At 63.3% G+C, this 22079-nt stretch carries 20 protein-coding genes and 1 rRNA gene (1 of these 21 only partly in view); 15 read left to right on the forward strand and 6 right to left on the reverse strand.

What is annotated here, in order from left to right; all coding sequences use genetic code 11:
* Positions 1–63 precede the first annotated feature (63 nt).
* The gene (locus tag HPT29_RS13350; RefSeq protein WP_173948311.1) at positions 64–1239 is read right to left on the reverse strand and encodes an ABC transporter substrate-binding protein; all 1176 of its coding nucleotides are present in this window, start codon (positions 1237–1239) and stop codon (positions 64–66) included.
* Positions 1240–1414: 175 nt separating this feature from the next.
* Here HPT29_RS13350 and HPT29_RS13355 point away from each other — a divergent pair, with 175 nt between their 5' ends.
* The 3 genes from HPT29_RS13355 (at position 1415) to HPT29_RS13365 (ending at position 3834) form a co-directional block, all read left to right on the forward strand.
* Positions 1415–2194 carry an IclR family transcriptional regulator gene (locus tag HPT29_RS13355; RefSeq protein WP_173948312.1) on the forward strand — a complete coding sequence of 260 codons (780 nt, stop codon included), beginning with the start codon at positions 1415–1417 and terminating at the stop codon, positions 2192–2194.
* A gap of 169 nt (positions 2195–2363) precedes the next feature.
* Positions 2364–2501 (forward strand): hypothetical protein, encoded by a 138-nt coding sequence (locus tag HPT29_RS13360; protein ID WP_173948313.1) that lies wholly within the window; start codon positions 2364–2366, stop codon positions 2499–2501.
* Positions 2502–2844: 343 nt separating this feature from the next.
* Complete coding sequence (locus tag HPT29_RS13365) at positions 2845–3834, forward strand: magnesium transporter CorA family protein (protein WP_173948314.1); 990 nt, start codon at positions 2845–2847, stop codon at positions 3832–3834.
* A 16-nt stretch (positions 3835–3850) separates the two neighbouring features.
* Here the strand turns inward: HPT29_RS13365 and HPT29_RS13370 are convergent, their stop codons facing one another.
* Together HPT29_RS13370 and HPT29_RS13375 are read right to left on the reverse strand one after the other, a co-directional pair.
* Complete coding sequence (locus HPT29_RS13370) at positions 3851–4690, reverse strand: 3-oxoadipate:acetyl-CoA acetyltransferase (RefSeq protein ID WP_173948315.1); 840 nt, start codon at positions 4688–4690, stop codon at positions 3851–3853.
* Positions 4691–4811: 121 nt separating this feature from the next.
* A complete protein-coding gene (locus HPT29_RS13375; protein ID WP_173948316.1) occupies positions 4812–6263 on the reverse strand; it encodes an aldehyde dehydrogenase in 1452 nt (483 codons plus the stop codon).
* 246 nt (positions 6264–6509) lie between these two features.
* On the opposite strand from HPT29_RS13375, the gene hemN reads away from it, so the two are divergent.
* The 11 genes from hemN (at position 6510) to HPT29_RS13430 (ending at position 17901) form a co-directional block, all read left to right on the forward strand.
* A complete protein-coding gene (gene hemN, locus HPT29_RS13380) occupies positions 6510–7874 on the forward strand; it encodes an oxygen-independent coproporphyrinogen III oxidase (protein WP_349774700.1) in 1365 nt (454 codons plus the stop codon).
* Between the two features lie 116 nt (positions 7875–7990).
* Positions 7991–9655: a cytochrome-c oxidase, cbb3-type subunit I gene (ccoN, locus tag HPT29_RS13385; RefSeq protein WP_173948317.1), complete on the forward strand. Its 1665-nt coding sequence runs from the start codon at positions 7991–7993 to the stop codon at positions 9653–9655.
* 11 nt (positions 9656–9666) lie between these two features.
* The gene (ccoO, locus tag HPT29_RS13390) at positions 9667–10401 is read left to right on the forward strand and encodes a cytochrome-c oxidase, cbb3-type subunit II (protein ID WP_173948318.1); all 735 of its coding nucleotides are present in this window, start codon (positions 9667–9669) and stop codon (positions 10399–10401) included.
* 11 nt (positions 10402–10412) lie between these two features.
* A complete protein-coding gene (locus HPT29_RS13395; protein ID WP_173948319.1) occupies positions 10413–10568 on the forward strand; it encodes a cbb3-type cytochrome c oxidase subunit 3 in 156 nt (51 codons plus the stop codon).
* Between the two features lie 4 nt (positions 10569–10572).
* Positions 10573–11457, forward strand: coding sequence for a cytochrome-c oxidase, cbb3-type subunit III (gene ccoP, locus HPT29_RS13400; RefSeq protein ID WP_173948320.1), 885 nt, complete (start codon positions 10573–10575; stop codon positions 11455–11457).
* Between the two features lie 127 nt (positions 11458–11584).
* Positions 11585–13042: a cytochrome c oxidase accessory protein CcoG gene (gene ccoG / locus HPT29_RS13405; RefSeq protein WP_173948321.1), complete on the forward strand. Its 1458-nt coding sequence runs from the start codon at positions 11585–11587 to the stop codon at positions 13040–13042.
* Positions 13043–13053: 11 nt separating this feature from the next.
* A complete protein-coding gene (locus tag HPT29_RS13410) occupies positions 13054–13554 on the forward strand; it encodes a FixH family protein (RefSeq protein WP_173948322.1) in 501 nt (166 codons plus the stop codon).
* 12 nt (positions 13555–13566) lie between these two features.
* Positions 13567–15804 (forward strand): heavy metal translocating P-type ATPase, encoded by a 2238-nt coding sequence (locus HPT29_RS13415; protein ID WP_173948323.1) that lies wholly within the window; start codon positions 13567–13569, stop codon positions 15802–15804.
* Between the two features lie 3 nt (positions 15805–15807).
* The gene (ccoS, locus tag HPT29_RS13420; RefSeq protein ID WP_173948324.1) at positions 15808–15957 is read left to right on the forward strand and encodes a cbb3-type cytochrome oxidase assembly protein CcoS; all 150 of its coding nucleotides are present in this window, start codon (positions 15808–15810) and stop codon (positions 15955–15957) included.
* Positions 15954–17069 (forward strand): MFS transporter, encoded by a 1116-nt coding sequence (locus tag HPT29_RS13425; protein WP_173948325.1) that lies wholly within the window; start codon positions 15954–15956, stop codon positions 17067–17069. Before ccoS ends, HPT29_RS13425 begins: the two co-directional genes overlap by 4 nt.
* Before the next feature lie 145 nt (positions 17070–17214).
* Positions 17215–17901 (forward strand): helix-turn-helix domain-containing protein, encoded by a 687-nt coding sequence (locus HPT29_RS13430; protein ID WP_173948331.1) that lies wholly within the window; start codon positions 17215–17217, stop codon positions 17899–17901.
* 158 nt (positions 17902–18059) lie between these two features.
* Here HPT29_RS13430 and HPT29_RS13435 read toward each other — a convergent pair whose 3' ends face one another.
* The 3 genes from HPT29_RS13435 to HPT29_RS13445 form a co-directional block, all read right to left on the reverse strand.
* Entirely contained in the window at positions 18060–18428 is a 369-nt protein-coding gene (locus HPT29_RS13435) for a response regulator (RefSeq protein ID WP_173948326.1), read from the reverse strand.
* A gap of 110 nt (positions 18429–18538) precedes the next feature.
* Positions 18539–19150: a response regulator FixJ gene (gene fixJ, locus HPT29_RS13440; protein ID WP_173948327.1), complete on the reverse strand. Its 612-nt coding sequence runs from the start codon at positions 19148–19150 to the stop codon at positions 18539–18541.
* On the reverse strand, positions 19140–20651 hold the full coding sequence (locus HPT29_RS13445; protein ID WP_210272192.1) for a PAS domain-containing sensor histidine kinase: 1512 nt from the start codon (positions 20649–20651) through the stop codon (positions 19140–19142). The genes fixJ and HPT29_RS13445 overlap by 11 nt, the downstream gene beginning before the upstream one ends.
* Before the next feature lie 923 nt (positions 20652–21574).
* Here HPT29_RS13445 and HPT29_RS13450 point away from each other — a divergent pair.
* Positions 21575–22079: ribosomal RNA gene (locus HPT29_RS13450) — 16S ribosomal RNA — on the forward strand; it runs 982 nt beyond the window's last position.

Raw genomic sequence — 22079 nt, forward strand, 5'->3', positions numbered from 1 at the left:
TGATCGGTTGAGCGGAAGACGCGGCGTCACCACGCCGCGTCTTCGAGAGTGCAGGCCGCCCGCTTACTGGGTGGCGAGGCCAGGATCCTTCTGGTTCGGGAAGGTCTGGATTTCCTTGTTGGTGGTCTTGCCGTCCGGACCCTTCACGACCTCGCGGAGATAGATGTTCTCCGTGATGTGCCGGGTCTCGGCGTCGATGCTCACGGGACCACGGGGGCTCGTCCAGGCCAGGCCCTTCACCGCGTCCACGGCCTTCTGGGCATCCTGCTTGCCGTCCGTCGCCTCGATCATCTTGTAGATCACGTGCATGCCGTCATAGGCGCCGACCGACGGGAAGGAGAGCTGGTCGGCTCCGCCGACGGCCTTGGTGGCGGCCTCGACGAACTTCTTGTTCTCGGGGCTGTCGTGCGAGACCGCGTAATGGAACGTGGTGAGCAGGCCCACGGCGCCGTCGCCCAGCGCGGGAAGATCCGATTCCTGCGTGAGATCGCCCGGTGCGAAGAACTTGATCCCGGCCTGCTTCAGGCCGGTCTCGTTGTAGGCCTTCACGAATCCCAGGGTCGTGGGGCCGGACGGCAGGAAGGCGAAGACCGCCTCGGCGCCGGAATCGCGCACGCGCTGCATGATCGGGCTGAAATCGGTGGTGTTGAGCGGCATCCTGATGGCTTCCACCACCTGGCCGCCGGCGGCCTCGAACGCCTTCTTGAAGGCCGCTTCCGCATCGACGCCCGGGCCGTAATCGCTCACCGCCGAGATCACCTTCTTGACGCCGCGCTCGGTGGCGATCTTGCCCAGGGGCGAGGTCGTCTGCGCGGTCGTGAAGGAGGTGCGCACCACCAGGGGCGACTGGGTCATGATCGCCGAGGTGGCGGCGTTGAAGATCACGAGCGGCGTGTTCGCCTGCTTGAGCAGGGGCGTGATCGCCATGGCGTCCGGCGTGAAGTACACGCCGCCGAGATATTGCACCTTCTCCTTCACCACCAGTTCCTGCGCCAGGGCGCGGGACTGGGCGGGATTGGCCGCCGGGAGATCGCGGTAGATCACCTCGATGTCATGGCCCTTCACGGACTTGCCGTTGAGCGCCATGTAGGCCTCGACGCCGGCCTGGAAGTTCTTTCCCTGGAGCGCGAAGGGCCCCGAGAACGGCCCGATGATGCCGACCTTGATCGTGTCGGCCATGGCCGAACCCGCCAGCAGAGCCCCGATGGCGGCTCCGAGAATTGCGTTGGAAACCTTCATTCCGTTCCTCCCTCTAGGCGCCCCGATCTCGTTATCCAGGATCGCGGTCTTCTCATCCTATCGTCTAGCCCTTTGTGCGCATCGCGAACATTGAAAGCTATATCGCACATGTAGTACGGTTTGGCATGGGGGTGTCAAGGCTACCAAAGTTCACCATACCCCTCCGGAGCGGGCGATGCAGGGTGCAAATATCGAGGATCAGGGCAGCGACCGGGATTTCGTCGCGAGTCTCGAAAAGGGCCTCCTCGTCATCGAGGCCTTCGATGCCAGCCGGCCCCGCCTGACCCTGTCCGACGTTTCCAAGCTGACCGGCATCACCCGGGCGGCGGCCCGGCGCTACCTGCTCACGCTGACCCGGCTGAACTACGCGAGCTTCGACGGGCGCTACTTTTCCCTAAGCCCCCGGATCCTGCGGCTGGGCTACGCCTATCTCTCGTCCGCGTCGCTCTCGACCCGGGTACAGCCCTTTCTCGAGCAGATCTCGGAGGCGACGGGCGAATCCAGTTCCGCCGCGATCCTCGACGGCGACGACATCGTCTACATCGCCCGTTCGGCGACGCGCCGGATCATGTCCATCGGCCTGGGGGTCGGCAGCCGTCTCCCGGCCTATTGCACTTCCCTGGGCCGGGCGATCCTGGCCTACCAGCCCGAGGAGGCGATCGACGCCTATCTCGGGCGCGTCCGCCTGGAGGCGAGGACGCCGAAGACCGTGACGGACAAGGCGGAATTCCGTGCAGTCCTCCAAGCCACGCGCGGCCAGGGCTATGCCATCGTGAACGAGGAGCTCGAATTCGGCCTGCGCTCCATCGCCGTGCCGGTGGTCCAGAAGAACGGCCAGGTGACGATTGCGCTCAATCTTAGCGCGCAGGCCGGGCGCGTCTCGGCGGACGAGATGCGCGAGCGCTTCCTGCCGTCGCTGAGCGCGGCGAGCGAGTCGCTGCGCTACCTGCTTTAGCGCATCGGACGTGAGACGTGGAATTGCGCTTTCGGGTTCGAAACAATGCTTCTTTTCCCGTGATGGCACCGTGCGGAGAAACAGGCCCGGCTCGTGGCTCGTCACATGGACCTCGGACGCTCGCCAAACGTTGTCATCACATAGTTTATTTATAGAACTGGTGATCGTGATGAGCGGTGACGATTCAAGAATTCATGCAAAAATCACGGATGCCGAGAATGAAATCGACCGCCTGGAAAAGATCGTAACGACGGTCATCTTCGTGACGCTCCCGATCGCCATAGCCACCTATTCGACTATTTTGTAAACCGAGCTCTTGGCTTGAGGCTGCGACAGGTGCGCAATGTGCGTCATCGTTGCGCCTCCGATGATATTTTTTCCCTGTTTGATGGAATAATCCGCCTGCCACTTCCGTTCAGTCCTCATGCCACCGTGCAATTCAGGCAGGAGAGGTCATGGATCGTGTTCGAAGCGTAGAGGAATCGCAAGGTGTCGGCTCACGCCCATCAGGCGCGGAAGCGAAACCGTCTCTCACCCGAGCCGCGATACTTTTTGCTGCGTCTTTCGGTTGCCTGATCGGATCAAGTCTTCTGCTGGCCAGCATCGGGCAGTAAACGCGACCTCAATCTGGCAGAATCAATCCAGGGAAAATGATCCAGGCCTTTCTCTATAATGCAGATGGACATGACCGAGAGGTCGATCTCGATGAGCAATGCCTGGCGGGCCTCGACGAACGAACGCTCCTGTGGGTCGACGTCAGCGGCCGCAATCGCGATGAGGTGGAGCATCTCGCCGGTCTCTTCAGCCTGGACCGCGGTTCTGTCAGGGAACTGCTCAATCCTCAAGAGGCGCCGTATCTGGACAACTACGGCGAGTACTTCCAGTTCGACGTTATCGGCCTCTCGCGCGGAGAGAACGGCAACGGGGATCGGGCCCTAACCAAGTGGCGTCCCGTCCACTTGGACTTTCTCATTGGCCCGCGGTGGATCATTACCGTGCATGATGGCGAATTGCCGTTCCTTCAGGCTTTCCGCGACCAGGGCAAGGGTGAGACGGTGATCGGGGCTCTGAGCCCACCGGCGCTCGCGGCATCCCTGCTGGACTGGCATTTGAGCGCCTATTTCGAGGCCGTCAGCGAACTCGAGGAGTTTCTGGACCGGATCGACGAGGCGATGCTGGCGCACTCGGCCCGGCGCAGCCTGCTCGCAGGCGTGGTCGGGATGCGGCGCAAGGTGTCCGAACTTCGCCACTTCCTGAATCAGCAACGCCCTGTCTTCTACGGGCTCTCACGTCCGGACTTCGCTCAAATCTTCGAGTCCGAGGCGGCTGCGCATTATCAATCCCTGGAACGACGGTTCGAGCGTGCCGTGGATGCCGTCGACCACGCCCGCGAACTGGTGAACGGCTCGTTTGAGTTATTTACGACCCGTACGGCAGAAGCGACGAATGACCTTGTCCGCAGGCTGACTTTCGTCACCGTGATGTTGGGCGTGATCGGGGCGGTGGCGGGCGTGTTCGGCATGAATTTCGAGACGCCCTACACACAAACTGGCGTCATCGGCTTCTGGGTTGTTATCTCCGCCTTGGGTACCTTCATCGGCATCGCGGCCGGTGTGGCCCGTCGCAGAGGTTGGATCTGAGAGCGATACACCCGCTCTAGGTCGCAGGACCCGGTCTGCAGCCCAGCAGCGCCCGGGCCTCGTCCGGGGTCGCGACCCGGTGGCCGTGCCGCTCGACGGACAGCACCGCGTGCTCCACGAGTTCCGCGTTGCTGGAGGCGAGCCGATCCCGGGTGATGCGGATGTTGTCCTCGAGCCCGGTCCGGACCGCGTCCGCACCCCGCGCGAGCGCCCAGTCCATGACCGAGGCCTGATGGCGCCCGATCCCGGCCGCCGTCCAGGTGCAGTTCGGAAACAGGTGCTTGGCTTCCTTGAGCAGGATGTCGAGCAGGCGCTCCTCGGCCGGAAGCGCATTCTGGATTCCCATGACGAACTGGATATGCGGCTGATCGTCGAGCAGCCCCTTGTCGGCGAGGCGCCTGGCCCCGTGCAGATGAGAGAGATCGAAGATCTCGATCTCCGGGCGGATTCCGAACTCCTTCATCTTTCCCGCCATCTCGTCCACCAGAACCGTGTGGTTCTCGTACACGATGGTGGGGAAGTTGACGGAGCCCGTCGAGAGGGAGGCCATGTCGGGGCGCAGGCCGAGGGCGGAGCTGCGCTGGGCCGGATCACGCCCCCGGCCGCCGGTCGAGAATTGGATGATCATGCCCGGGCAGTGCCTGGCGACACCGGCCTGGACGGCCGCGAAGCGATCCGGATCGGACGAGGGCGTCTCGTCGTCGTTGCGGACATGGATGTGGACGAGCGTGGCGCCCGCCTCGTAGGCCTGACGGGTCGACTCGATCTGCTCGTCCGGGGTGATCGGCACCGCCGGATTGTCCTTCCTGCGCGGGACCGACCCCGTGATCGCGACGGCAATGATGACCGGCCTCACGAATGCTCTCCTGACGGCGCCCTGGCTGAGGGTGCTTCTTCTCACTTAGGGCGCCGCGCAGGGCAAGCGAGCCGGACGGGCGAAGTTCCCGGCAAGAATCCAAGGATCGTGGCAGGCGTCCTCAGATCGGGAAATGCTGCGGGCCGGTCTCGATGGTGATCCAGCGCAGCTCCGTGAACTCGGCGATCCCGGCCTTGCCGCCGAAGCGGCCGTAGCCGCTTGCCTTCACGCCGCCGAACGGCATCTGGGCCTCGTCGTGCACCGTGGCCCCGTTGATGTGGCAGATGCCGGACTCGATCCTGTGCGCCACGTCGAGGGCGCGCGTGACGTCCCGGCCGAAGACCGCCGCCGACAGGCCGTATTCCGTGTCGTTGGCGATCCGGACCGCCTCCTCGAGTCCCGCCGCCCGGATCACGCAGACCACCGGGCCGAAGGATTCCTCGCCGTAGAGCCGCATGGCCGGGGTGACATGGTCGAGAACCGTCGCCGACATGACCGTGCCGTCGACCCGGCCGCCGGCCAGGAGCCTGGCGCCTTTCGAGACGGCGTCGTCCACGAGCCCGCTGATCCGCTGGGCCGCCTCGACGCCGACGAGGGATCCGAGGGCGAAGTTGCCGTGGCGCGGATTGCCGGCCTGGAGCGAGTCCGCCTTCGCGGCGAGCCTGGCGACGAAATCGTCCGCCACCGCGTCGTCGACCACGATGCGCTCCGTCGACATGCAGATCTGGCCCTGGTTCATGAAGGCCCCGAACGCCGATGCCGCAACGGCGGCGTCGAGATCGGCATCGTCCAGCACCACGAGGGACGCCTTGCCTCCGAGTTCGAGAAGCACGGGCTTCAGGAAGCGCGCCGCCGTCTCGGCGATGATGCGCCCGACCCGGGTCGACCCGGTGAAGTTGATCCGGCGCACGGCCCGATGGGCGATCAGGGCCTCGATCACCTCCGGGGCGTTCTCCGGCGCGTTCGTGATCACGTTGACGGCGCCGGCCGGCAGACCGGCCTCCCGCAGGACGGCACCGATCAGATGATGGGTTCCGGGGCAGATCTCGGAGGCTTTCAAGACGACCGTGTTGCCGCAGGCGAGCGGCGTCGCGATGGCCCGGACGCCGAGGATGACCGGCGCGTTCCAGGGCGCGATGCCGAGCACGACCCCGGCCGGCTGGCGCACCGCCATGGACACGCAGCCCGGCTTGTCGGACGGGATGATCTCGCCGGTGATCTGCGTCGTGAGCGAAGCCGCCTCGCGCAGCATGCCGGCCGCGAGCTTCACGTTGAACTGCGCCCAGCCGGCGGTCGCGCCGATCTCGGTCGCCATCAGGGTCACGAAGTCCTGGGCCCTGCCCTCGAGCAGATCGGCAGCCTTCAGGAGCACCGCGCGCCGGGCGTTCGGCCCGAGCCTGGACCAGGCCGGAAAGGCGGCTGCCGCCGCATCGGCGGCCGCCTGCGCATCGGCGACGCCCGCCGCCGCCGCTCGGCTCGCCACGTCACCGGAGATCGGGTCGCGCCGCTCGAAGGTGGCGCCATTGGAGGCGGGCACGTCCCGGCCGTCGATGAGAAGATGGATGTCCGTCATGTCTGCTGCTCCAGGATCGGCCCAGTGGGAAGGATGAAGGTGTGGCAGGGCGACGATATCGCAACCGTGCCGCGGCGATCGAGCCTCATCCGTCGACGGCCGGTAGGTTTTCCCGCCCGGACAGAGCGGCGGTGCACCGGCCCCGCGCCGACGGGACCGGTGGAATCCGAATGGAAGGCGTAATTGGTATGCCGTTCCAGGGATCTGCCAGCTTTGATCCAGGTCAAAGCGGATCGCGAAGCTTCCATGCAAGCTTCCATCATGACCCCTGAACTCATTGCCCGCTACGACCAGCGCGTCCCGCGCTATACGAGCTATCCCACCGCCCCGCACTTCAAGCCGGACGTCACGGCTGAGACCTATGCGTCCTGGCTCGCCGAGTTGGAGCCGGGCAAGCCCCTGTCCCTGTACCTGCACGTGCCGTTCTGTGCGGAACTCTGCCTCTATTGCGGCTGCAACACCGCCGTGACCCGCAGCTACACGGCCGTCGCGGCCTATGTGGAGTGCCTGGAGCGGGAGATCGAACTCGTGGCGCGCCACCTGCCCGGCCGCATGGCTGTCACCCATATCCATTGGGGCGGAGGAACGCCAACGATCCTGTCCCCGGGCGATCTTCTGCGGATCTCCCGTACCCTTGGCTTGGCCTTCGATATCCGGCCCGAGGCCGAGATCGCCGTCGAAATAGACCCGAGAACGATCACGCCGGAGCACGTTCAAGCCCTTGCGGCAGCCGGCCTCAACCGGGCAAGCCTGGGTGTCCAGGATTTCGACCCGAAGGTGCAGGAGACCATCCGGCGGATCCAGTCGTTCGAGCAGACCGCCCAGGTGGCCGCATGGCTCCGCCAGGCCGGCGTGAACGGCCTGAACCTGGACCTGATGTACGGCCTGCCGTTCCAGAGCGTCGAGAGCGTGAGGCGCTCCGTAGAGCTCGCCCTGAGGCTCGATCCCGACCGCATCGCATTGTTCGGATACGCCCATGTCCCCTGGATGAAACGCCATCAGGCCCTCCTGCCCGAAGCGGCGCTCCCCGACGCGGTGGCGCGCGTCGAGCAGCGCGAAGCCGCGGCCCATGCCTTTATCGAGGCCGGGTATGTGCAGATCGGGATCGATCACTTTGCCAAGCCGGACGACGCCATGACGATTCGTCAGCAGGACGGACGGCTTCACCGCAACTTTCAGGGCTATACGACGGACGAGGCTGTAGCCCTGATCGGTTTCGGTACTTCGGCGATCGGCTCGGTGCCGCAGGGCTATGTCCAGAATGCGCCGACGACGCCCTCCTACCGGGAGGCCGTTCTCGGTGGCCAACTCCCGGTCGTCCGCGGCGTCGCCCTGACCGAGGATGACCGCCTGCGCCGAACGATCATCGAACGCCTGATGTGCGACTTTTCCGTTGATCTCCAGGACGTTGCGTCGAACGCCCGAGGCGAGGCCCCGAATTTCAGGCACGAGATCGAGGTCATCGACGAACTGGCGGCGGACGGCCTCGTCGTGCGCGACGGACTGACCCTGACGATCCCGGACGAGGGCCGTGCCCTTGTCCGAAACGTCTGCTCGGTGTTCGACCGCTACCTCGGGAACGACGGCCAGCGTCACTCCAGCGCCCTCTAAGGCGCCGGCGTCCGGCCATTGATCTGCATCAATGCCCCCTCCCGCCCCTCCCATTACACGACTCTACTGACGGCGAAGCTCACGGCTTCGCCGATAATCTCAAAAGGTCGAAGCCTATGGCTCAAGCGGCAGCACCCTCAAAAGGAATGACCTTCGGCGAAATGGGCTCCGCCCTTGCCTTCGCCGGGCTGGCCTTCCTCAGCATCATCATCGCGGCGAAGGCCTATACGCCCGAATACGCCTTTCACGCCTACCTCTTTGCAGCGGCCAGTGTCGCCGCCGTATTCGCTATCGTAAACCGGTTTTACGAGCGGCCGGCCGAACTGCCACCGCTGACCATCGGCGGCAAGCCGAACTACAACATGGGTCCGGTGAAGTTCGCCACGATCGCTTCCGTGTTCTGGGGCGTCGCGGGTTTCACAATCGGCCTCCTGATCGCCCTTCAACTCGCCTTCCCGGCGCTCAATTTCGACACGGCGTGGCTGTCCTTCGGCAGGATGCGGCCGCTGCACACCTCGGCGGTGATCTTCGCCTTTGGGGGCAACGTCCTGATCGCCAGCTCGTTTTATGTCGTGCAGCGCACCTGTCGCGCCCGGATGGTCGGCGACATCGCACCCTGGTTTGTGGTGCTAGGCTACAATTTCTTCATCGTGATCGCCGGAACGGGATACCTGCTCGGCATCACCCAGGGCAAGGAATATGCCGAGCCCGAATGGTACGCGGACCTCTTCCTTACGATCGTTTGGGTCACGTATTTCCTGGTGTTCCTCGGCACGGTCATGCGCCGCAAGGAGCCCCACATCTACGTGGCGAACTGGTTCTACCTCGCCTTTATCCTGACTATTGCGGTCCTTCATCTGGGCAACAACGCTGCGATTCCGGTCTCCCTCTTCTCGCCCAAGAGCTACATCGTATGGTCGGGCGTGCAGGATGCTCTGGTGCAATGGTGGTACGGCCATAACGCGGTCGGCTTCTTTCTCACTGCCGGCTTCCTTGCCATTATGTACTACTTCATCCCGAAGCGGGCCGAGCGGCCGGTCTATTCCTACCGTCTGTCGATCATTCACTTCTGGTCGCTGATCTTCATGTACATCTGGGCAGGTCCCCACCACCTGCACTACACCGCCCTGCCCGACTGGGCGCAGACCCTGGGCATGGTGTTCTCGGTCATGCTGTGGATGCCCTCTTGGGGCGGTATGATCAACGGCCTCATGACGCTCTCGGGCGCTTGGGACAAGCTGCGCACCGATCCGGTTCTTCGTCTCATGGTGGTGTCGGTCGCATTCTACGGCATGGCGACGTTCGAAGGACCGCTCATGTCGGTGAAGGCGGTTAACTCTCTGTCTCACTACACCGATTGGACCATCGGCCACGTTCATGCCGGAGCCCTCGGCTGGGTCGCCTACATCTCCTTCGGCGCCATCTACTGCCTCGTACCGTGGCTGTGGAACAAGAAGGAACTCTACTCCATGAAGGCCGTGTCTTGGCACTTCTGGATCTCGACCCTCGGGATCGTCCTGTACATCTCGTCGATGTGGGTGGCAGGCATCCTCCAGGGCCTCATGTGGCGCGCCTATACCAGTCTCGGCTTCCTCGAATACTCCTTCATCGAGACCGTGGAAGCGATGAACCCCTTCTATGTCATCCGTGCGCTCGGCGGTGCCTTCTTCGTGGCCGGCAGCCTGATCATGGTCTGGAACGTCTGGAAGACGATCTCGGTCGGCGAGGCGGTCGAGGAGGCTCCTCAGGCCATGCAGCCCGCACTCATTGCCGCGGAATAAAGGAAACGGTCATGTCTTTCTGGTCCCGCCACAAGATTTTCGAGACCAACTCGATCATCCTCATCATCGGCGTGCTGATCGTGATCTCCATCGGCGGCCTCGTGGAGATCGTGCCGCTCTTCTACCTCAAGAGCACCATCGAGAAGGTGGAGGGCGTCCGTCCCTACACCCCTCTCGAGCTCGCCGGCCGCAACATCTACGTGCGTGAAGGCTGCTACAATTGCCACAGTCAGATGATCCGTCCCCTGCGCGACGAGGTCGAGCGCTATGGACACTACTCGCTCGCCGCCGAGAGCATGTACGACCGGCCCTTCCAATGGGGATCCAAGCGCACTGGCCCGGATCTCGCCCGCCTCGGAAACAAGTACTCCGACGACTGGCACAAGGATCACCTGAAGGATCCGCGCGCCGTGGTGCCCGGCTCGATCATGCCCGGCTATCCCTGGCTCGAAACGACCGAGCTCGATGCATCGGCCATCTCTGAGGAGCTGAAGGTGCAGGCGACGCTCGGCGTTCCCTATACCGACGAGATGCTCAAGCATGCCGAAAGCGATGTCCGAATCCAGGCCAATGCCGATGATCCGAATGCCATCGATCTCGCCAAGCGCTATCCCAAGGCTCAGTCCCGGGCCTTCGACGGCAATCCGCAGAAGGTCACGGAAGCCGACGCCCTGATCGCGTATCTGCAGATGCTGGGCACCCAGGTTGACTTCAAGCTCTATGACAACAAGGCCAACGTGCGCTGAGGATCACGACCATGCCAGCCGCATACAAGTTCTTTGCAGAATTCGCCCAGACATGGGGGCTCCTCTACTTCGTCGCCGTCTTCCTAGCGGTGCTGATCTATGCCCTCGCTCCCTCACGGAAGGACCGCTTCGACGCGGCCTCCCGCATGCCTCTCCAGGAGGATTGATCCCATGGCCCATGACAAACATGAACAGGTCGACGCCGTTTCCGGCGTGACCACCACCGGGCATAGCTGGGACGACATCCAGGAACTCAACAATCCTCTGCCGCGCTGGTGGCTGTGGACGTTCTATGCCTGCATCGCGTGGGCGATCGCCTATTGCATCGCCTACCCGGCGTGGCCACTGGTCTCCTCCTACACCAAAGGAGCGCTCGGCTGGCACTCGCGGGATGCGGTGACGGCCGATCTCGACGCTCTCAAGCAGCAGCGTTCCGGCATGACCGCGAAGCTCGCCGCAAGCTCACTGGACGAGATCAGGCAGACCCCTGAACTGTTCGCGTTCGCGCGGGCCCAGGGCAAGGCGGCATTCGGAGACAACTGCGCCCCCTGCCACGGAGCCGGCGGCGCAGGCGCCAAGGGCTACCCGAACCTGAACGATGACGACTGGCTTTGGGGCGGGTCGCTCGCCCAAATCGACCAGACGATCCGCCACGGCGCCCGCTCCACGAGCGATCAGGGCCATTCCGGCTCCATGCCGGCCTTCGGTCGCGACGGGATGCTCAAGCGCGAAGAGATCCTGCAGGCGGCCGATTACGTCCGTTCCCTCGCGGGCCTGCCGACCGACAAAAGCGCCAATCTGGCTGCGGGTGCGAAGGTTTTCGCAGACAACTGCGCGGCCTGCCATGGGGAGAAGGGCCTAGGGAACCAGGACCTCGGCGCACCCAACCTGTCCGACAAGATCTGGCTCTTCGGCTCCGACAAGGCCACCATCGTCGAGGGCCTGATGAACGGGCGCGGCGGAGTCATGCCGACCTGGCATGGGCGGCTCGACGACACGACCATCAAGGCGCTCACCCTCTACGTGCATTCCCTGGGTGGTGATCAGGCTCGCTAAGTCGTTGACACCGCAAGACGCAGCGACCGGGGTGCGCTCCGATCGCTGCTTGATTTGAATCAAGGCGGCTCTGTCACGCTCATCGTATCTCATCGTCATTCAGATCGAGACGATTGCGACAGATTCGATGGCTGACGCCCCCCTTCCCCACCCTCTCGGAGCCTCGGCCGACGACGCTCCGCTCTATGCTCCTCGGAAGCAGATCTACCCGCAGGCGGTCAAGGGCCGCTACCGTACGATCAAGTGGATCGTGCTCGCTATCACGCTAGGGATCTATTACTTCCTGCCCTTCATCCGTTGGGATCGCGGCCCCAACGCGCCGGATCAAGCCATCCTGGTCGATCTTGCCAATAGTCGGTTCTACTTCTTCTTCATCGAGATCTGGCCACAGGAGGTTTACTACATCACCGGCCTTCTCGTGCTGGCGGCCCTGACCCTCTTCCTCATGAATGCGGTCGCCGGCAGGATCTGGTGCGGCTATCTCTGCCCTCAGACCGTCTGGACCGACCTCTTCTATGCGGTGGAGCGCTGGGTCGAGGGCGACCGGCGAGAGCGCATGCGCCAGGACAAAGGGAAGCTCACCCTCCCTGTCCTCGGCAGAAAAGCCCTCAAGCACGTCATCTGGCTCATGATCGCGTGGTGGACCGGCGGCGCCTGGGTGCTTTACTTCGCCGATGCGCCAACCCTGGTGTATGATCTCGCGACCTTCCAGGCGTCGTTCGTCGCGTATCTGTGGATCGGTATCCTGACCTTCACGACCTATACCCTCGCCGGGTTCATGCGAGAGCAGGTCTGCACCTATATGTGTCCTTGGCCGCGGATCCAGGCGGCGCTGACCGATGAATATGCCCTCAATGTCACCTACCGCTATGACCGTGGCGAACCGCGCGGCTCAGTGAAGAAGAACGACGTCCTGAAGCTGCAGGGGCTGCCCGCCGGCGACTGCATAGACTGCAATCAATGCGTGGCCGTCTGCCCGACAGGCGTCGACATTCGCAAGGGCCTGCAGCTCGACTGCATCCAGTGCGGCCTGTGCATGGATGCCTGCGACAACGTGATGGTGAAGGTCGGACGTCCGCAGGGCCTAATCGCCTATGACACGGACATGAACGTCCAGGCCCGGATCGAGGGCCGCCCGGAAGTCCGCCGCATCGTGCGCCCCCGCACCCTTTTCTACGCAGGGCTCATGACCGTCGTCGGTCTGGTGATGATCGGGTCGCTCGCCATGCGCCAGAGCCTCTACCTGAGCGTGATGCACGATCGCAACCCGCTCTACGTGCGCCTCTCGGACGGGTCCATTCGCAATGGGTTTACGATCCGGGTCGCCAACAAGACACTAGACGAACGGCGCTACTCCCTCACCCTGGAAGGTCTGCCGGAGGCGAGGATCGACGTCGTGGGCGGAGACCTTGATCAGCAGGGCCGTCCCACCGTCACCGTCGGTCCGGATCAGACCCTCGAAGCCCGGGTTCTCGTGACCGACACGAGTTCGCGCGCCGAGGATTCGGTACCGCTCCGGTTCGTTCTGACCGATCTCGCCACCGGCGACACGACCAGCACGAACGATCACTTCAAGGCCCCCTGAGGAGAAATCAGATGTCCACTCCCGTCAGCACACCAGGCCGGGCGCCGCGACCGATCACCGGACGGGCGGTTTTGCTCTACTTCGTCACATTCTTCGGCGTCATCTTCGCCATGAATTTCTACATGGTTCGGGTCGCCATCTCCAGCTTCAGCGGGGTCGAGACGGAGAGCGCCTACAAGGCCGGCCTGTCGTTCAAGAACGATGTCGCGGCGGCTCAAGCCCAGGACGCGCGCCATTGGTCCGTCGAGGCGTCCCTTGAACGCAATGGTCCGGCCGGCGTGATCATCACGGCGAGGGATGACCAGGGACAGGCGCTGGCCGGCCTCGGCCCCGAGATCCGATTGGCCCATCCAACCGACAAGCGTCGCGACATGCCGCTCGAGTTCGTCGAAGCGACCCCAGGCCGGTTCAAGAGCCTCACTCCCATGCCGGAGGGCCAATGGGACCTCGTCATCGAACTGAGGCGCGAAACTGAGACTCTGTTTCGCTCGAAGACCCGCATCTCGCTCTAGGAGGCCTCTGTGATGGCCGAAGCGCTCGACCTGTCAATCTATGTGAAGCACCAGGACGATGGCACATCCCATCTCGACCTCGCCATCGAAGGGATCGACTGCGCCGCCTGCATTGACGAGATCGAAGGCGGCGTGTGCCGGCTTCCCGGCATCGTGGATGCACGGCTGAACTACACCAACCATCGTCTCGCCGTCGAATGGCGCGTGGGGGCGCTCTCCCCGGCTCAGGTCGTAGACGAATTGGAGCGGCTCGGCTACCGGGCCCATCCCTTCCGGTCCAGGCTCGTGGAGGAGGAAGAGGACCGCCGGGCCAAATGGCTCCTGAAATGCCTTGCCGTGGCCGGCTTCGCCTCCATGAACATCATGCTGCTGGCGGTGTCGGTCTGGTCCGGCAACGTCACGGACATCACACCTGAGACCCGTGATTTCTTCCATTGGCTGGCGGCTCTCATCGCCCTTCCGGCGGTGGCCTATGCGGGCCAGCCCTTCTTCCAGAGCGCGATGAACGCCCTGCGCAACAGCCGCACAAACATGGACGTGCCGATCGTCATCGGCATCCTGCTGGCGCTCACCGTCTCCGTTGTCGAGACGATCAACTCCGCTGAGCACACCTATTTTGACTCGGTGGTGATGCTCCTGTTCTTTCTGCTCTGTGGCCGCTACCTCGATCAGGCCATGCGTCGAAGAACCCGCGCGGTGGCAGGCAACCTGGCATCGTTCCGGACCGAAGTGGCTCACAGGATCGAAGACGGCGGCGAGGTCGTTCTCCTGCCGACCGCTGCCGTGAAGATCGGCGACCGGGTCCTGGTGCGTCCTGGCGAGCGCATTGCGGTCGATGGCGTCGTCGTCGCCGGTTCGTCCGAGATCGACGAGAGCCTCGTCACCGGCGAGACCGCTCACCGCTCCGTCCGGGCCGACAGTCAGGTTTATGCGGGGAGCCTTAACTCCCATGGCACCCTGACCGTGAAGGTAACCGCCGCCGGCAAGGGCACGCTCCTCGACGAAGTCGAGCGCCTGCTGGAGAATGCCGCGGCAGCCAAGTCCCGCTATGTGCGACTGGCCGACCGCGTCGCGAAGGTCTACGCCCCGGTCGTGCATGCGGCAGCCGCCCTCACGGCGTTGACCTGGATTGCCACCGGGGCGTCCGTTCACGACGCGCTGATCACCGCCGTCGCGGTGCTCATCATCACCTGTCCCTGCGCTCTGGCACTCGCCGTTCCGGTGGTCCAGGTGGTCGCCTCGGGAGCCCTCTTCCGCGCCGGCGTCTTCCTCAACACGGGAGATGTGTTCGAGCGGCTGGCTAAGGTCGACACCATCGTGTTCGACAAGACCGGAACCCTGACGATGCCGGGTATGAGCATCGTCAACGCCGGCGATATCGATCCCACCGTGCTGGGAGCGGCCGGTCGTCTTGCCTTGTCGAGCCACCACCCGCTGGCGGCCACCATCGCCCGCATGGCTCAGGCCAGCCCCTATGATGGCGTGATGGAAGAACCCGGTCAGGGCGTTCGAGCCATTGTCAACGGCGAGGAGATGCGGTTGGGCCGACCGGCCTTCTGCGGGATGGATGATCTCGCGGCCCAGGTCGCCTCTACCGATCCGGCAGCGTCCGCGATTGCATTCTCCTGGGGTGGCAAGAAGGCTGTTCTGCTCGTGCGGCAGGCCCTTCGCCCGGATGCCGCCGCGGTCGTTCAAAGCCTGCGCGAATCTGGCCTCGATTGCTATATCCTGTCGGGCGATCGACCGGAGGCCGTCGCGCCAGTCGCCTCGGCCCTCGGGATCGAGTGGTGGCGCGGCGGCTGCAAACCCACCGACAAGATCGATGCGCTCGAGGCTTTCAAGGCCGAAGGACGTAAGGTGCTGATGGTCGGGGACGGTCTCAACGATGCGCCGGCCCTGGCCGCGTCGCACGTGTCGCTTTCGCCGATCAGCGCCGCCGATCTGACCCAGACACAGGCCGATGCCGTCTTCCTGGGCGAGATGTTGAAGCCCGTGCAGGACACCATCAACATTGCCCGGCGGGCCCACCGCCTGATGCGCCTGAATCTCGGCATTGCCCTCGTGTACAACCTGATCGCGGTTCCGCTCGCCTTTCTCGGCTACGTCACGCCGCTGGTCGCCGCTCTCGCGATGTCCGGCTCCTCGACCATCGTGACCCTTAATGCCCTCCGGGCTCGCGGGCGCATGCCGGGCGCGCCGCAGACCGAGCCGATCCCGTCGTCTCCCCGTCCGGCAGCGCAAGGAGCCTGAGCCATGGAAGTTCTGATCTATCTCGTTCCGATGGCACTCCTGCTGGGCCTGTCCGGTCTGGCTGCCTTCATGTGGTCGCTGAAAAGTGGCCAGTATGACGATGTGCAGGGAGCCGCCGTGCGCGTCCTGTCCGACGACGATGTCCGGAAATGATCGTTTCAGTCCCCATGCCCCGGGCGGGACAGCTCGAATGCGTCTGTGACCCGGGCACGCTGGGTCGGACAAACGAGGGCCGCTCCGGCACGATCCCTCTGGCCGCAGGCTTCGCGTTCTCGGTTCTCGCGCAGATCCTGACACTCAGCATCCTGCCCTTGGCCGGGCTGGCCCTCGCACCAAGCCACGGCTTGGTCGCGCTTCCCTATATGGCCTTCTATATCGGGGCGGCTCTTGCGAGCCTGCCCGCCTCGTTCCTGCTCGACTCGTTCGGCCGGCGGGCCGCCTTCTCCCTCGGAGCGAGTCTGGGTGCCGCCGGGGGCCTCGTGCTCGTCTTTGCTCTTGCGTCCATGCATTTCGGAGCCCTGGTGCTCGGCTCGTTCTGGCTTGGAATTGCTGGCGGTTTCAGCCTGTTCTATCGCCATGCCGCGGTGCCTGTCGGCGGCAAGGGAGCCGGCACCGTTTTGATCGTGTTCGGCGCAGCCACCCTGGCGGGCCTTATCGCTCCGACCCTTGCCGTTGTCGCGGAGGATCTGGCGTCTCCGCGGGTATTTGCCGGCACGGCCGCTGCGGCTGCCGTGGCCCATGTGGCGTCTCTGGTGGCGACCGCCTCTCTGCCTTACCAAAGCCGTCGCGAGCACAAGACCGAAGCCGTCGGCACGCCAGGATGGCGCGCCTTCCTGCCGCCGACCCTGATCAGTGCGGTCGGATGGTTCATGATGACCGCACTGATGGGTGCAACCCCAATCGCGGTCATCGGCTGCGCGCCGTCGGAAGCGGCCGTCGGGGCCGTAGCTTGGCATGTGATGGCCATGTACGCTCCGTCGTTGCTCCTGGCGTTCCTGCCCCGCCTGGCCCTCCCTGTTCATCTCTCCGTTACAGGAGGCCTGCTGCTGGCGTTCGGCGGAGCAGCATTCATGCTGTCAACGAATGCGAGCGGCTTTTCGCTCGGAGCGGCCTGCGTCGGCGGCGGATGGTCACTGGTCGTCCTTGGGACCACGCTTTGGGTCCACAGGAACGGTTCGCTCCCGCGATGGCTCCTCGGCCTGCACGACGGCGCCGCGCTCACGGGAGCAATCCTCGGAACTCTGGCGGCGAGCATCTTCGCATAGCATCTGGTGCGCCCCCTTGACGGACTCCGGGTCACCGGAACGGCGACCTAAGGAAAACCCCTTAGGTATCAGACCTGAATTTTTGCCGCGCCTCGGCGGCGGTACCCATGGAGCATCGTCACGTTCACGAGTTCGCGAGGGTCCGATGCAGACAGCGCTCCTCAATAAGGCCACTTCTTCGACTCTTCCTCTGTTCAGCCTGGAAGTTCCGCCCCTGCGCAAGCCAGCGGAGCCCGCGGCCTCCAGCGTCGGCTCGGTCCAGTCCTTCGCCAAGGATGAGGAAATCTTCGCCGAGGGGAACCGAGCCGCTTTCGTCTACAAGGTGCTGTCCGGTGTGGTGCGCACGTCCAAGCTCCTCAGCGACGGACGGCGCCAAATTGATGCTTTTCATCTGGCAGGCGATATTTTCGGCATCGAGGCTGGCGAGGACTACCGGTTCAGCGCGGAATCTGTCGGCGACTGCATCATCGTCGCCTATCGCCGCAGCCATCTTGCCTCTATGACCGGAAGCGATGCGCAACTCGCCCGGGATATAACGATGGGAATGATGCGCTCCCTGATCCGGGCCCAGAACCACATGCTCCTGCTCGGCCGTAAATCGGCCCTGGAAAAGATTGCGTCTTTCCTACTCGATATGGCCGAGCGCACGGCCGATGAAGACGCTCTAGATCTTCCCATGTCACGCACGGATATCGCTGACCATCTCGGATTGACCATCGAGACCGTCTCGCGGTCCTTCACGCAACTCGAGCGTCAGCGCATGATCGCGCTCCCCTCGGCTCGCCACGTGGTGCTGAGCAACAGGGCGGCGCTCGAGCGCCTGAACGCTTAGCTTAGGATATCGAGCGCCTCAGCTTCCTCTTCAACCAACCCGAGCTCATTCAGCTTCGCGGTTGCAAGGTCGCGAGGCCGAACGCTTTCGAGAGGAAGTCGATCCAGAACGAACAGAACAGAGTGCCGCAGGAGCACAGACGATGAGCAGGCTCGATTTTACGCGAGCGCTGCGTGAATGCTGTCGAGCAACTCGCTGTCATGCAGCGGCTTTTCTAGAACGATCCGGAATCCCGATCGGGCTGCGCGACGGTTGAGATCGTCGCTGATCTGGGACGCGATGAGGATCGCCGGGCAGTCATTTCGGCGTTGCCGCAAGTGTCCGACGAGTTCGATTCCGGTCATTCCCGGCATGTTGTAATCGATCACGTAGCACCCGCCCTCCGGCAGATCCGACGCGGCCAGAAGCTCCGCGCCGCCCTTGAACAGCCGCACGGTCAGACCCTCAAGCTCCAGGGCGAACTTCAGTGAGTTTCTGACCGCGTCGTCGTCGTCCACGACGATGACCAGCCCCGTAGGGTGAGACATCAAACGCCTGTGCAATCATCGGTTCCGGCCAATGGGCATGACATTTGGCCAACATGGCAAATTATGCACGAAGTGGGCTGCCGCCCTACTCAGGAATATCCCTTAAGGGACTATTTGGCCTCGATCAGGAGGGCTAGACGGACGAGTTCAGACAGGCTCTTGGCCTGCATCTTGGCCATGACATTGGCCCGGTAGATCTCAACTGTCCGCGGGCTGATCCCGAGATCGTAGGCGATCACCTTGTTGGCCTTTCCGGCGACCAGACCGTCAAGCACCTGCCGCTCCCGCTCGGACAAGGCATCGAAGCGCCTCTGGATTTCGGCCAGCTGGTGTCCATGGTGGCTGCTCTTCTCCTGACGGACCAAGGCGGAACGAACCGCAGCGAGGAACACCTCGTCCCCGAACGGCTTCTCCAGGAAGTCGACCGCCCCCTCCTTCATGGCTTCGACGGCCATCGGCACATCCGCGTGGCCGGTCATGACGATGACAGGCAGGGCAACGCCGCGGGCCTTGAGCCGGCGGATCAGTTCGATTCCGTCGATCCCCGGCATGCGGACATCCGTCACGATGCATCCCGTCTCGACGGCAGGCGCATCATCGAGAAAGGCCGAGGCCGATTCATGCAGGCGGACCGGGAGGCCCTCCGAGGCGAGCAGGAACGCCAGGGACTTCCGGACGGCCACGTCATCATCGACCACATGCACCGCAACATCACTCTGCATGCGACATCTCCTCCCTGCCGACCAATCTCAACGTGAATCTGAATGCCGTTCCCGTTCCTGGCGCCGATTCGGCCCAGATCTTCCCGCCATGGGCCTCCACGATCGTACGGCAGATCGACAGACCGACGCCCATTCCGTGCTTCTTGGTCGTGACGAAGGGCTGGAAGAGCTGAGCTGCGACCTCGGGCGCGAGACCCGGTCCGGTATCCTCCACGCTCAGCTCCACATGCCCGGCATCGACCGTGCGGGTGGCTACCCGGAGTTCTCGCCGCTCTGTCTCCTGCATGGCTTCGATGGCGTTTCGGATCAGGTTCAGCAGAACCTGCTGGATCTGGATCCGGTCGGCAAGCACGAAGGGAGCGTCCGGATCGAAGTCGTAAACAACTCGAACCCCTTGTTCCTTCGCCCCCACGAGGGACAGAGCGCTTGCCTCCTCGATGAGCTTGGGCAGGTTCTCCAGATGACGTTCGCTCTCGCCCCGGGCCACGAACTCGCGCAGGTGGCGGATCACCTGCCCGGCTCTCAAGGCCTGCTCGCCCGCCTCATTGACCGCATCCCGCAGCATGGGAATCGCATCGCCCTCCATCCGCTCCAGGATTCTCCTGCAGCCCTTGAGATAGTTAGTGATCGCGGTGAGAGGCTGGTTAATTTCATGCGCTAACGTCGAGGCCATCTCTCCGAGAGCCGTGAAACGCGACATGTGAACGAGTTCGGATTGAAGTTCCTGCAGGCGCGTCTCCGTCCTTTGTCGCTCCGTCAGGTCGCGGATGAAGCCCGTGAAATAGCGGATCCCTCCCGAATGCATCTCACCGACCGCCAGTTCCATGGGAAAGGTTGAACCATCCTTGCGCTGCCCGACGACGACGCGTCCAACTCCGATGATCCTCCTTTCGCCCGTGTTGCGGTACCGCAGCATGTAGCCGTCGTGTTGCTCACGGTATGGCGGCGGCATGAGGATCTTGACGTTCTCCCCGATCACTTCGGCGGGCTCGTAGCCGAAGAGACGCACCGCAGTAGCGCTGAAGGACTGGATGCGGGCTTGTTCGTCAATGACCACCATGGCGTCTGGAACAGTCTCGAGGATCGATCGCAGATGTGCCTCCCGCGTTCTCAGCGCCTCCTCGGCGACAACCGACGCCGTGATGTCGCGCGTGATCATCGCAATGCCGCACTCTTCGCCGTCGGAGAGCGGCGTCAACGTCGCCAGGGCCATGAAGACCGATCCATCCTTGCGTGGCCGAAGGCCCTGGCTCCTGTGACGCCCCGTTGAGCGAGCCGCAAGGATGTCGTGACGAAGCGCCTCGGAACCGTCTGCAGCACTGTACAGTACGGACGCGGAGCGCCCGATCACCTCGTCGCGGCTCCATCCATAGATGTACTCCGCGCCGCGGCTCCAACTCTCGACCGTTCCATCGCGATCGAGCACGACGAAAGCCGTATCGGTAACGGCGTCAACCAGAAGCTCGGCGGTTCTCTCGGGGTTGAACTGTTGATCTGACAATATGACCTCTCTTCAGGGCCGCAGCATAACAATTCCCAGCCGTGATCCACCAGCGGCCAATCACCACCATACACCGTGTCATGCAGTGTCCTTTAAGGTCGCACGTCCCTTGAAGTTGGACGCATCATAACGATATTACTCTAGGGTGCCTCCTCCCTTCAGTCGCTGTTTGCGGCAGTTCCTTTGAAGAAGTCGCTTGCAAAGTGTCTGGGAGGGTTTATATGAGCGCCTCCCTTGAGGGTGTTTTGCGGAAGCGGGGCTCTTGCGGGGTTTTTCCACCAGGACGGATTTTCCAGGGTTCAGGCCGTCAGGCCTGGGGCGGGTCGTCGGGTGTACGGGCTGGGTTTGATCTGGTCTGGGCCATGAGCGGTGCGGGTTCGAAGGGTCTTCGGGCGTGGTGAGCGGCTCCTCTGGCGGTTTTTTCCGGCATGGGCTGGGAGGTTTTGGCCTTCCGGCGGGGTTGACGCAGGCGCGGCAGCGTTTTTGCGAACGGGATGTCTTGGCCTTTACTTGAGAGAGGCTTGCGAGTGTTCCGGCAGATCTTCAGCGGCGGGTACGAAAGCTTGAAAAAACTTTCGGCGGGCGGTTGACAGGGGAAAGAACAGGGACTAAATCAGTCTCATCGGCGGCGGGGTTCGGCAACGGACTGGTCGCCTGGAGGCTTCGAGGTCTGCGCCTTCCGCGAGGGATGGCTGGACGGCTTGAGGTTCTTTTTGTGTCTCCCTGGCGAGGCACGTGCTCTTTGACATTGTTGAGAGGGAAGAGAAGCGTAGGCGGCGGTGTCCTTGCGCCGGTCCTTTGGGGCCGGATGGAATGAACATCGACCTGATCTATGCTTTGGTGAGTACACCGCTTCAGTGGCAACGCTGGAGATGGAGGTGCTCTGTCAATTTGCGTAGTGACATAGTCGAGATCAAATTCTTCAACTTGAGAGTTTGATCCTGGCTCAGAACGAACGCTGGCGGCAGGCTTAACACATGCAAGTCGAACGCATCCTTCGGGGTGAGTGGCAGACGGGTGAGTAACGCGTGGGAACGTGCCCTTCAGTTCGGAATAACCCAGGGAAACTTGGGCTAATACCGGATACGTGCGAGAGCAGAAAGATTTATCGCTGAAGGATCGGCCCGCGTCTGATTAGCTAGTTGGTGAGGTAATGGCTCACCAAGGCGACGATCAGTAGCTGGTCTGAGAGGATGATCAGCCACATTGGGACTGAGACACGGCCCAAACTCCTACGGGAGGCAGCAGTGGGGAATATTGGACAATGGGCGCAAGCCTGATCCAGCCATGCCGCGTGAGTGATGAAGGCCTTAGGGTTGTAAAGCTCTTTCAGTGGGGACGATAATGACGGTACCCGCAGAAGAAGCCCCGGCTAACTTCGTGCCAGCAGCCGCGGTAATACGAAGGGGGCTAGCGTTGTTCGGAATC

Origin of the sequence: Microvirga terrae (assembly GCF_013307435.2) — a bacterium.
GTDB classification, from domain to species: Bacteria; Pseudomonadota; Alphaproteobacteria; order Rhizobiales; family Beijerinckiaceae; genus Microvirga; species Microvirga terrae.